Source organism: Thalassospira sp. MIT121401 (assembly GCF_047125595.1).
Lineage (GTDB): Bacteria > Pseudomonadota > Alphaproteobacteria > Rhodospirillales > Thalassospiraceae > Thalassospira > Thalassospira povalilytica.
This window is the reverse complement of the sequence record NZ_CP138926.1, coordinates 1,770,870-1,783,248: the sequence shown is the minus strand read 5'-3', so window position 1 is coordinate 1,783,248 and position 12,379 is coordinate 1,770,870. Positions and strand designations below refer to the sequence as shown.

Sequence of the window (12,379 nt, the reverse complement as noted above, 5' to 3'; positions counted from 1 at the left end):
GATAGACTTCCAATCTAATATTGCACCTAACAGGTGCCTGAAATGGGTTAGACAAACTCAATCAACCCACCTGCACCTCAATTTGTTTGGCATCCACCAGCGTTGTGATCTCGGAATAGAGATCCGCACTTTGACCTGGCGCCGAAATTGAAATAACAAGTGCATAGCGTGCTTTGTCGCTAACACGCTTCTGACCTGCATGCGATTTCCACCAACCACCAACCGGGTAAATAGCGATAGCGTCATGGCCAGCCAGTTCAATCGCTCTGCCTCGCCAGAGATCACAATGCAGAGAACCAGCTTGAATCGCCTTTGATCCTAGCAGCCAACGGCTCGTCTCTCCATCAGTCTCTGTACCGTCTTTTGCTTGGCTAGCGGAAATTCGACTGCGAAACCGAGCATTGGTTTCAGTACGCTTCTTCATGTCGAAACGAAGACCAAAGGAACGATAGGTGTCCGGTCTGGTCGCAGCCTTGCCCGTCAGGTTTGGCTCAATGAAATATGAGAGCGTAACTTTCATGGTGACGACTTCATTTTCGAGCTGCTCAAGAGCTGTTTTAGGCCAAGGCAAATTGTAAAAATGCACCTCGTTAAAGACGCCAGTTCGCCCATCAGCCCCGTAAGTAAAAGGTTGAATTTCGGCCTGAGCCACAAGTGTAGCGTCATTGCGTGCCGATAGGATCGCACGCTCGATATTTGGCACGCCATACCCGAATTCGCGGAGGTATTGCTGCTTTTCGGCCTTCGAGCCGGTTTTCCAATGGGCCCCTCGGCCAATGAATTTTTTACGGATTGGTTCAGGCCAATGAGCAGAATCAACGGTAAGTGCACGATGTGTCTCTGGCCAAAGATCGGGTAACGCGGCCTGCAGTTGCCCAACGAAATGACCGGCCATACCTACTGCTGCACTAGTCGCCCAAAACGGAACCAAGGGGTCAGCTACTACGTCAGATCCCGTCGACAGAAGTGACACCGATGGGCTCCAACCGCAAAATCCTGTTTCATCTGACATCATGTTTCCTGCTTCGAACAGTACCTCCGGCTTAATTGGCGTTAAGTCATCAGGAAGCTGTTGTGAACCACGGCTGAACGGGCTGCGATGGTTCGCTGGTACTGCGGGGTAGAATGTTGGCGGCGGCGCTGGCGGCTCTTCCTTTCTGGTAAAACCACCGATAGTCAAGGCATTCCAACTTTGTGACGGGTCCTCCAATGGCTGAGAGGGTAAGACGTCGACAGCCATTCCTCCAGATACGTTGCCGGTGGCAACAACCATAAGCCGCTTAGTCCGCTCAAAAGCTAGAACTTTTTCATCATCTTCACCGGGCATGGCCCCGGCGGCGATTTGATCAAGTGCTCCACTCCAAGTTGACGGACGACTTGCCGGAAACTCTGGTGTGGAGGTTGCTATGCAATAGCTACGAAGTGCGTCAGGTCGCTCAATCTCAACCTTGCTGATCGCACCTTGGGTGACGACACCATAGCTAGGTGGTTTGGTCGCTGGAAAGCCTTGAGGTGGCAATAACTTCATTGATTCCGTGCCATGCGTTAACATAACAGGACCGATATTATTCATCACCAATTCGAGATCACCGTAGAGGACGAGGCCAGCTAATGGTGTACCGTGGCCACCATCGGCTCCATGGTCATCGCTACCCCAATCATTGTCGTATGCCCACGCACCGCGTAGACCGGGTCCGATCAGTGGGTGGCCTGCAGCAACACCCGTGTCGAGTGTGCAAACGACAGGAGCATCTTCCTCGGGAGCAACAACTCGTTGGGCCAGTTCTTCAACCCAATCATGCTGCCCTAATCGTAAGTCTCCGTGATTTAGAAAAGATTCGATAGTCCCCGTTGCACGGCGTATTTCAGAAATTGCACCCGGTACTCGCATCGCGAAATTAGCAACTGTGGCGGCCGCACCATGAATATACAGAACTGTTGTATCGGGGAAAATCAGCCTATCTTCATGAACATCAATATTTGTATTCCGCGCGGCAGTCGCCAACCGATCAGCCAAGGCAATTGGTTGGCGAACCCATAACTCCCACCAAATGACATCTGGTGCAGCCAAATCCACGTTGCCGGTAAAAATTGATACAGAATCGATAGCACGGACGTTTTCCAAGACCTCGAAACGCTCAACATCGGGCCGCCTGCGATTACCCGGATCAAGACCATAGTCAGTAATTCGACCTTGTAAAAAGGTACGTGCGTCATCTGGCACGAAAAGCAACGCACTTTCTGTGCGGTCCTCATTCCGTTCAGAACGAAGCACCACCACATCTTGCGTAGGAAACTCCAAGGTAGCCGGGACTTTGACCGCCTTGGTGCGAGCACCTTCGGCTGGTGGTAATGTCGCGATCTCAACGATAGTGCCCCGCTTCAACCCCTCAACGATAAGTCGAGGATCATCAACGGGTAGCGGTACATTCCCGAGAGCAACGGCGAGTTGATCGAGAAGACCTGCAGCATGCGCGGCATAGTCTCCGCGAAGCGGTTTGCGTTCCTGATTACGAGATGGGAATGTGTAAGCTGCGGTTTCACGGAAAGCGTCGATAGATATGTGCGGACGGTCTCTCGCATCGAAATTTTCTGGCTCCGCCATAAGTTCCTACTTATTCAGTTCGTGTTCCAACCTATCTTTTGGCGGAGCCTGATTAGCGACCGGATTGACGACGAAACTTACCTCTTAATGTCTGCCGATTATCCAACGCGCCCTTGAGTGCCTCGGGCGAAACCTTAGACGCCCCCTCCAAAATTGCATCCTTGACGACCGCATCCGCTGCTCGAACCAATTCGCCCTGGCTCAAACCATCGAGTGCTGAAGCAAGCGTGGGCCATGCTTTCCCAGCAACCTTGAACTTACCGAGCCTGCGCTCTACGATAGCTCTTGCGGAGACAACATCTGGTAGTGTGTATTCGATCACCTCATCGAAACGACGCGCCAGCGCTTCGTCCAAAATCTCCACATGATTTGTTGCCGCCAGAACTAGGCTGTCGGTTGAATTCGGCTCTTCCATAAAGGCTAGGACCGAATTCAGCACACGACGAATTTCGCCTACATCGTTAGGATCACCTCGGCGCGCACCGATTGCATCGAACTCGTCAAGCAAATAAACCCCTCGCGTCTGGGCGATCTGGTCGAATAGAAGCCGCATTTTCCCAGCCGTCTCACCGAAGAAGCGACTGAACAGGGATTCGAGGCGTACCGTGAAGAGTGGTAAGCGTAACTCACCAGCGAGAGCCGAAGCCGTCATCGTCTTGCCAGTGCCTGGCGGTCCCACGAGCAACATATGAGTTGCCGGAGTCTGGCCGTGTTCACGCAGCATTGCTCTTTCCTGCTGCTGGCGAACAATCCGTTGAAGCCGCGTAGCGATATCTTCAGATAGCACCATGCTCGATAACGTGACTTTGGGATAAGCGCTCTCGACAAGCCCCTGTAGTTCGCCTCTTGGCCGAGCCAATGGGATCGGCGATTGTTCACCGGCTGGCTTTCCTACGCGACGTTGGTCCCGCGCCTTCTGAACAACCCGCTTGAGTTTCTCCGCATCATCGGATCGGCCAAGGCGAGCTTCCTGTGCAGCGATCTGCAAGGCAATCGACAGCAGTTGCTCTTCATCTCCGTCGATATGCGAGTTCAGGAGTGCGAGAATTTGCTTGGTAGACATGCCCGCCTCCCTCTTTCAATTCATCTTCGCTATAATACTCTGCGATCAAGACGCCAATAGGCGCTGATAAGCGTTGTACGAATCCTATCTTAGTCACCTTTCAAAAGCCACTGTTTACTGCTCCCAATTGGCTCGCAAACTGTTCCCTGTATCCTCACTTTAAAAAGTTCGGGTATACGGATTAAATGGTTGATGGGGTGCTCTTGCCCCACCTACTCGGTACCACCCTCAGATGGTTGATAGATCGACCCCGTAGTTGAGCTCCTCTGCGAAGTCCGGTAGTCCGTAACCGATGGTTTTCTTGTAGAACGGAGAGACCTTCGCAGTGGGTGCCTTCTTTTTGTGCTTCGTGGTGTAGAGCATTCGTGCCCGCATCACCTCGAAGGAGTAACCACGCCCTTCACGGTTCTTGTCTTTGGCCAGTCGGTTGATCGACTCCGTGTAAGCGTTGGTGACGGGCATGTCCGTCTCGAAGTAGGTCATGATCTCTTCGCGCCAGTTGCCCACAGCCCTGACCAGATCGCTCCAGACTTCCTTCTGGCCTTTCGGAATGGTGGCTATCCACTCGTCCAGGGCGGCTTCTGACTGGGGCCGTGTGGTGGCGTCCCAGATGCCGTAGAAGCGTTCCTTGTGCTCGTAGGCGGCCAGCAGTTGCGGGAATGCGCCTGTCCAGGTCTCCATGATCAGCCGTTCCCGATCTGAAACTTCGTGAGCGCATTTCAGCAGGATCTTCCGGTCGCCCTTGAGGGTTCGGCTCTGGGAGGGTTTCAGCTCCTTTCTGAGGCCCTTGCGCACCTTCTCCAGGGCATCGTTGGCCATGCGTACCACATGGAACTTATCGACCACGATGCGGGCCTGTGGCAGCACGGCCTTGACCGCTGCCCGGTAAGGGTTCCACATGTCCATGCTGACGATCTCGACCTTCTGGCGGTCTTTCAGCTTCATCAGGTAGTTGGTCACCACGTCCTGACGGCGGGTAGCCAGCAGGTCGAGCAGGGTTCGCTCCTCGATGTTGGTCAGGATGCAGCGGTAGCACTTGTTCAGGTACAGCTCGTCGATGCCCAAAATGCGGGGCGTCTCGAAGCGGTGCCAGCGCCCCAAGAACTCGGCGCGGGCGTTGAAGATGTCGCGTACCGTCTTCTCGTCCAGACCTGTCTGTGCCGCCACGAAGGTGTAGGCGTGGTTGAAGGATTCCTTCTCCACGTATTCATGCAGCCGCAGCGTCATACGGAAGCCGTCCACCATCTCCGGTAGCTGGGGCCTGAAGGTTGTCTTGCAGGCCCGGCAGGTGTACCGGCGGCGGACCACCCAGAGGGTGACCCGCTTGCCGTGGATGGGCAGATCACGATAGGGAACATCACGCTTGCCGAACCGCACGAACTCACCCTGCACGCCGCATTCCTCGCAAGCGACGGGATCGGGCGCGTCCACCTGGAAGTGCATTTCGTCGTCGGTTGATTTGCAGCCCAGTACTTGGTATTGCGGCAGGTGAAGAATGTTGTCGGGAAGTTCGGTCATGGTGTTGTATAGGCGAAGGTGTCAGTCAGATCCATCCGACTCGGCATTGGTGTTTGTTTTTTTACCCAAAAAGCTGCCGGAAACGAAAAGTAAGGCACCGAGGACAATTGCAATATCAGCCAGGTTGAAGGCCGGCCAATGCCAGTCTCGCCAATAGAAATCAAAGGAATCCACAACATAGCCACGAAAGACCCGGTCAATCAGGTTGCCCATGGCGCCACCGAGGATAAGACTGTAAGCGATGGCTTCTCCTTTATGACGATTTTCAAGGATCAGCTTGATCAGAAAAATCGAGACCGCCACCGCGATCCCGATAAAAAAGTAGCGCTGCCAGCCTCCACCATTCGCAAAAAGACTGAATGCGGCACCGGTGTTCCATAGGTGCACCCAGTTAAAGAACGGGGTCACCGAAACAGACTCGCCATAGGCCATTGATTGCTGCACCAGCCACTTTACAGCCTGATCAGACGTTGCCAGCAGGCCCGATATGGACAACAGGGCGTACGGCGAGAGCTTTTTGCCAATAATGAGCATTATTTAACCCTTGAGCGCCAGAATGCGCCTGGCACCGTTAAGCACGACGAGCCCCGCGATGGTGCCGATAATTAGATCCGGATAATTGGAACCGGTCCACGCGACCAGGGCGCCGGCGGTGATGACCCCCAGGTTGATCACCACGTCGTTGGCCGAGAATATCCAGCTTGCCTTCATGTGCGCTCCGCCCTCCCGATGTTTGGATATGAGCAGCAGACAACTGGTATTGGCAATCAATGCGACGAATGCGATAGCCATCATCACCAGCGATTCAGGCTCACTACCGAATACAAAGCGTCTCACCACCTCTATGAGTACGCCCACAGCCAAGATCAGTTGCAGTACACCAGCAACATGCGCGGCACGTAACTGCATTCTCACGCTATGTCCAACCGCATAAAGGGCGAGCCCGTACACGGCCGCATCGGCGAAATTGTCCAGAGACTCTCCAATCAGGCCGGTGGACTGGGCGATCAGGCCGGCTGTCATTTCCACTACGAAAAGGAGTGCATTGATGCCGAGCAACCAGCGCAGAGTCCCGGATTCTTGCGTGGCAGAGGCTGCCGAGAACTCGGCCGCCTTGATGGTCTCCGGATCGGCAGCGACGCTTTCCTGAAGCGAGGCGCCTAGCTCCAAGGTCTTCAGTTTCGAGGTGACGGGCTCGACCTCACCGTCATGCACGACCTTCACCCGGCGGTTCGACAAGTCGAAGGACAGTGCCCGAATCCCCTCAACGCCGTTCAGGGCCAGGCGAATCATGCGCTCTTCTGATGGACAGTCCATCTTCGGCACGGCATAAACACTGACCCATTCCCCCGACGCATCGGAGGAGGCCTGCATATCGGTATCCGCCGCAGGCCTTGCATCGTCGCCACAGGGGCCTCCGCAGTTTTTACTCATGATATGACTCCACTTGAATGTGATCGGGCTTTCATTTAAAACTATATAGTAGCTATAAGGTCAATAGCGTAGAGAATCCGTTGCGGAGGAACCCGATGCGTATTGGTCAGTTGGCACAGTCAGTAGGGGTAGATACACAGACGATCCGCTTCTACGAACGGCAGGGCTTGTTGCCGCCGCCTGATCGGCAGGAGAACGGTTACCGTGTCTATACCGAGAAACACGTTGAGCGGCTGGCCTTTATTCGTCGCTGCCGCATCCTGGATCTGTCACTGGCAGAAATTCACGAACTACAGCGCTATCAGGACGACCCTCATCAGTCCTGTACCGCCGTCAATGCTTTGCTCGATGATCACATCTCTCATGTGCGCTCGCAGATAACCGCTCTACAGGCGCTTGAGAAACAACTCGTTTCACTAAGAGCGCGTTGCAACGATGACCGGGAAGTTAAGGCGTGTGGGGTTCTTGCTGGAATTAGCGAGGGAAGCATGCATCAGCAGTAGGTTGGAGTACCAACCAGATAATCCGATGAGATGTCGGTTTGCCTCACTCTCATGCAAAGGTAAGATCAACCATTTAATCCGTATACCCAAAAGTTCATTCCCTTAGGACGTTGGGCGTCAGAGCGAAGACATAATTCTCCTAAATCCCTCTTCAGATAACCGGGTGAAAAGCTTCCAAAGAAGCTTGCTTCTCCAATGTTCATTGGGCTGCTACACCCACAATATCCATCAGCTTAGCGTAATCGGTAACGACGTTGTATTTCACCCGCTTATCTTCATAGGTGCATTCCAAACCCACATCCACAGCCCAACGGTTTCAATACATCAAAGAGAATTTAATTAAGGCTCGTTGAGCATGGCAGCGCCATGTGAATAAGCAGGAAGCCGTTTGGGCTGTTTGGTGGGCCCACCAAACCTATCCTGCCCCCGTCACGACAGGTGAAAGTTGTGCCATCTCGTGTACTATCATGCAATCTTTTGCATTTTCGTGCAATCTTATGCACTCTCATGCAATCACATGCAGTGCATTGTATTTACAGCATTTTCTTAAGTACCTATCCTTAAGAGAAATCGCTGTTTTACCCTTGCGCATCAGCAATCCCGAAAGGTAATCAATCTGATCCAACCTTCGAGGATACAATCAGTGCATGTAGCAATCTACGCCCGCCACTCAACGGACAAACAGGAAACCAGTACTCAGGATCAGATCCGCCGCTGCCGAGAATATTGCAGCGTCAAAGGCTATCAGGTTGCCGACGTGTTTTTTGATGAGGGCATTTCAGGTTCTCACATTGCCAACCGCCCTGGCATAGGTTCCCTTCTGGTCGCAGCACTAAACGGACGGTTTGAGGGTGTCGTTGCGGAGGACCTGAGTCGCATCAGTCGAGATCAGGCCGACACTGCCAATTTCTTCAAAAAGATGATGTTCTTGGGCCTTCCTGTTGAGACCGTCACAGATGGAGTAATCAACGAGCTGCATATTGGTCTGAAAAGCACCATGAATGCGCTCTATCTCAAGGATCTGTCTGACAAGACCCATCGTGGCGTGATCGCAGCTGTTCTGCGTGGTGGTGTGCCGGGAGGTCAACTCTACGGCTACGACCTTGTGCATGCCCTTGATGAATTTGGCGAACCCATCCGAGGCAAGCGTAAGATCAACGACGAGCAAGCTGCAATCATTCGAGAGATATTTGAATATTACGCCGAGGGCAGAAAGCTGAAACATATCTGCGACGATTTGAACCGGCGCGGCATTGATTCCCCCAAGGGTGGTAAATGGGCACCTTCGAGCCTTGTAGGCTCGTTTGTCCGACAAACCGGAATGCTTCGTCAGACGCTCTATAACGGCGTCGTCACCTTCAACAAAATGCAGTACCGCAAGCATCCGGAGAACGGCAAACGCCTATCAATCATGCGTCCGGAAAAGGAATGGATCACAGTCCCAATCCCCGAATTGACCATCATTGACGATGAGACTTTCGCAAAGGTCCAGAAGGCTCTTGATGAACGATCCAGCAAACACCTTCAGCGCAAAATGATACCCACTGTGATGACAGAAGAGGAGAAACGCGAGACATCCATTCGCCGCTCGAAGGAATGGCGTCGCAAACAGGCTGTAACGAAGAAGCGTGCCAATGCTCTGTTTGGCGGCAAACTCTATTGCGGGGAGCACAATGAGAAAATCACAGCAACCTATGCAAAGCATTATTCTTGCCCTGTTAAAGGCTGCGCGAACAGGAACCTTCACTATGACGAGATCATCAAGCTAGTATTGGATGCCGTCGCTGAACTCGACGAGGCAAAGATCATTGAGCATTTCAAGAGCGATGAAATCCAACAAGTTCGCGCTCATCACGCACGCGAGATTGAACGCCTGTCTCAGCATCTCGAAGATCTTCGCGCCAGCATCAGCAAGGTTATTGATGCCTTGGGCCCGGACGCACGTTCAGCTGAAATACGCGCGTTTTTTGACGATAAAGCAGAACAGATACAACGTACGAAACTTGATATCGCAACTCATAAACGTGAGCTTTCAGACAGCGCCCTACCACGCAAACTCGCCGGTATTATCCAGAGACACCAAAAGTTGATTTCATGCCTATTGAACTGGTCACGAGATCCAAAAGCAGTCGGCCCCCTAAGGCAAACTATTAATCGGATTATCCTAAAAACGTTCCAGTCGAGGCATGAGGTTCCCGTTCAACGAGCCTGCTTTGCCGATTTTGATTTCGACGCTCTTATCACTATTCATCAAAGCCAAAACTGAGTTGTATTCCCTTGAATTATCGATCTATTGTTCCTTGGAATTAACTAGCCAACATCTCTGGCACACAAGAGCAAAACAGCGCCTAGTTTAAATCGAGAGAAATGCTCACAACTGCTTAAGCATCAAAGTTCCGACAAGTTTGCCACAATATTGCCACTTGACCGCATTGATACATCAAGATAACCATTGCGCTGCAACATTGTGATAGGATTCTCCTTTTGCGGATCATCTCGTGCATACTTTCGGTTATCATCGCGTTGACAGTAATGCTGTCTGGCGCTGAGGCCGTGCATGCCAAAGCCGCTGATATTAACAGTGGCCATCACAGTGTTGTCTCCGTCATGGCTGACAGTAGTTCTCACACACAGGATCCATCGCACAACGATGTTTGTGGCATGGCTGTTTGTGGTCCCTATGTGCAGCAAATGTCTGGTAACTGGAACGCTGCACCTGTTTTGTTGTCTGTAAAGTACTGGGCAAAAGACAGAACGCTCTCGCCTGCAGAGCTTGATGTTAGCGTCAAACCTCCCCGCACCTAAGATATTCAGTTCCTTATCTAAACTGCATTCGTGACGTAATCTGTCGCTATGAGTCCGATCACTGACTCTGTGTAAGGTTTGCGTAACGAGATCCTTTATACTGAATTATCTCGGGAGCATTTTCATGCCCAAATACACTACTTCTGTCCTTCGCCTTGCTGTTGCTTCCGCCCTTGCTATGGGTAGCCTTGCCGGTATCCAGACTTCTGCATTTGCTGGTGCAGGTCATAGTGGCGGTGATAATGATGGCGTCGAAATCGGTGCGCCTGGCGATATCTCTGATGTCCGCCGGACCATTCGGATCACGATGGAAGACAACTTCTATGACAAGGAAAAGATCGTTGTTCGTGGCGGCGAAACCGTTCGCTTCCTGATCGAAAATAAGGGTGAGTTCGTTCACGAATTCAACATCGGCACGGCAGCAATGCACGCGGATCATCAAAAAGAAATGATGATGATGATGGAACACGGGGCCCTTGAAGTAGATAAAATCAACATGGACATGATGGAAATGGACATGGGGAACGGCGAAACCATGAAGCACAACGATCCGAATAGCGTGCTTCTGGAGCCGGGTGATTCTGCCGAGGTGATCTGGACCTTCCCGAAAGACGCAGAACTTGAATTTGCGTGTAATGTACCAGGCCACTACGAGAGTGGCATGGTCGGTAAAGTTCGCCTGCAGTAACCACTGCGCAGGGTCTCGCGCCAGAGGGAATCCCTCCCTGTTGCCTCTGGCGCACCTCAACCATCGGAGATCATGAGAATGAGAAAACTTGTTGGTCGTGCCCTGTTCGGGGCACTAAGCGCTATTGCTGTGTCAACAGCGGCGCATGCAGGAACTTATAATCTTTCTGTCGATTATGTAACAATTGACACTGGAAGTACGAAAACCAAAGCAATTGGCTATAATGGTTCATCACCTGGCCCGACCTTACGCCTCAAAGAAGGCGAAGATGCCGTCATCAACGTGACGAACAACCTGGACGAGACTACATCTATCCATTGGCATGGGTTGATCCTTCCCTACCAGATGGACGGTGTGCCGGGCATCAGCTTCACCGGGATCGAACCGGGCGAGACTTTTACCTATCGCTTTCCTGTCAAACAGAGCGGGACCTATTGGTTTCACAGCCACTCTGGCTTCCAGGAACCAGATGGCGCTTACGGCTCAATTGTTATCGAACCCGAAAAACGCGAGCCATTCAAGTTCGACCGTGAATATGTCGTTGTTCTGAAAGACAAGCATCCTCATTCCGGTGCGCGTATTCTGCGCAACCTAAAGATGATGCCGGACTACTACAACCGTAACCAACGCACGCTCGGAGACTTCATCTCCGACGTTTCGGAAAACGGATTGGGAGAGACTCTCTCTGAACGTGGAGACTGGGGCAGCATGCGCATGATGCCAACAGATATTGAAGACGTTCAGGGCTTCGTCGGCCTCATCAATGGTAAATCACCGGAACAAAACTGGACCGGACTGTTTGAGCCAAACGAACGTGTGCGCCTGCGCTTCATCAATGCATCGGCCATGACTTACTTCGACGTCCGCATTCCTGGACTTGAAATGACTGTTGTCCAGGCCGACGGCAACAATGTTCAACCGGTCAAGGTTGATGAATTCCGCATTTCGGTTGCAGAAACATACGACGTGATTGTTCAGCCGACCGCTGAAAAGCCGTATGCAATCATGGCCGAATCAATGGGACGCTCGGGTTATGCATTCGGATCGTTGTCGCCGCAAGAAGGGTTGAAAGCTGAAATGCCAGCCAGACGCATGGACGCTCCGTTGCTGACAATGGCGGACATGGGAATGGATCACGGTAGCATGGCCGGAATGGATCATTCTTCGATGAGCAGCGGTAACGAAAACGGTATGGCTGGAATGGACCATTCGAATATGGCCGGAATGGATCATTCTCAGATGGGAATGTCGAAAGATGACCCCTTCTATGCCGCTGGCAGTGGTTTGACACCAAAAGCAGCCAATGGCGGAAAGTTCCTCTCCTATGCCGACCTGAAGGCACAGAAGCCTTTGTACCCTGAACGGCCTGCAACGCGTGAAATTGAACTGCGCCTTACCGGCAACATGGAACGCTATACGTGGTCTATCAATGGCGTCAAATATGAAGATGCAGAACCTATCCGCTTGAAATATGGCGAACGGGTGCGCTTCAAGTTCGTCAATGAGACCATGATGTCACACCCGATGCATTTGCACGGGATGTGGTCAATCCTCGATACCGGCAACGGTAAATGGGATCCGGTTAAACACACCATCAATATCAATCCAGGCATGACTGTTTATTCGGAAACCGAGGTTGATGAACCTGGGGAATGGGCTTTCCACTGTCACCTTAGCTATCACATGGCTTCTGGCATGTTCCGAAAAGTGGTTGTAGAGGGCGGTCCAGCCGTCGCGGCACTTGAGAATGGAGTTCAATAACA

The 12,379-nt window shown here is 52.2% G+C and carries 9 protein-coding genes; 4 read left to right on the top strand and 5 right to left on the bottom strand.

The features are described 5' to 3' along the window. Nucleotides 1-61: 61 nt before the first annotated feature. The 5 genes from SIB88_RS08020 to SIB88_RS08000 all read right to left on the bottom strand — a co-directional run bounded on the left by SIB88_RS08020 (nucleotide 62) and on the right by SIB88_RS08000 (nucleotide 6,620). Nucleotides 62-2,605, bottom strand: coding sequence for a S8 family peptidase (locus SIB88_RS08020; protein ID WP_068518354.1), 2,544 nt, complete (start codon nucleotides 2,603-2,605; stop codon nucleotides 62-64). A 52-nt stretch (nucleotides 2,606-2,657) separates the two neighbouring features. Further along, nucleotides 2,658-3,668 (bottom strand): AAA family ATPase, encoded by a 1,011-nt coding sequence (locus tag SIB88_RS08015; RefSeq protein WP_068518355.1) that lies wholly within the window; start codon nucleotides 3,666-3,668, stop codon nucleotides 2,658-2,660. A gap of 228 nt (nucleotides 3,669-3,896) precedes the next feature. Then, nucleotides 3,897-5,186 carry an ISL3 family transposase gene (locus SIB88_RS08010; protein ID WP_068518356.1) on the bottom strand — a complete coding sequence of 430 codons (1,290 nt, stop codon included), beginning with the start codon at nucleotides 5,184-5,186 and terminating at the stop codon, nucleotides 3,897-3,899. 21 nt (nucleotides 5,187-5,207) lie between these two features. Next, nucleotides 5,208-5,720 (bottom strand): signal peptidase II, encoded by a 513-nt coding sequence (gene lspA / locus SIB88_RS08005; protein ID WP_068518357.1) that lies wholly within the window; start codon nucleotides 5,718-5,720, stop codon nucleotides 5,208-5,210. Nucleotides 5,721-5,723: 3 nt separating this feature from the next. Further along, nucleotides 5,724-6,620 (bottom strand): cation transporter, encoded by an 897-nt coding sequence (locus tag SIB88_RS08000; RefSeq protein WP_068518358.1) that lies wholly within the window; start codon nucleotides 6,618-6,620, stop codon nucleotides 5,724-5,726. A 95-nt stretch (nucleotides 6,621-6,715) separates the two neighbouring features. Between SIB88_RS08000 and cadR the strand changes: the two genes are divergently transcribed. From cadR to SIB88_RS07980, 4 genes are all read left to right on the top strand, one after another. Continuing rightward, on the top strand, nucleotides 6,716-7,123 hold the full coding sequence (cadR, locus tag SIB88_RS07995) for a Cd(II)/Pb(II)-responsive transcriptional regulator (RefSeq protein ID WP_067605269.1): 408 nt from the start codon (nucleotides 6,716-6,718) through the stop codon (nucleotides 7,121-7,123). A gap of 643 nt (nucleotides 7,124-7,766) precedes the next feature. After that, nucleotides 7,767-9,389, top strand: a complete 1,623-nt coding sequence (locus SIB88_RS07990) for a recombinase family protein (RefSeq protein WP_068518359.1) — start codon at nucleotides 7,767-7,769, stop codon at nucleotides 9,387-9,389. Between the two features lie 663 nt (nucleotides 9,390-10,052). Beyond that, the gene (locus tag SIB88_RS07985; RefSeq protein ID WP_412557815.1) at nucleotides 10,053-10,616 is read left to right on the top strand and encodes a plastocyanin/azurin family copper-binding protein; all 564 of its coding nucleotides are present in this window, start codon (nucleotides 10,053-10,055) and stop codon (nucleotides 10,614-10,616) included. 78 nt (nucleotides 10,617-10,694) lie between these two features. After that, nucleotides 10,695-12,377 (top strand): copper resistance system multicopper oxidase, encoded by a 1,683-nt coding sequence (locus SIB88_RS07980; protein ID WP_412557814.1) that lies wholly within the window; start codon nucleotides 10,695-10,697, stop codon nucleotides 12,375-12,377. Nucleotides 12,378-12,379: the final 2 nt, after the last annotated feature.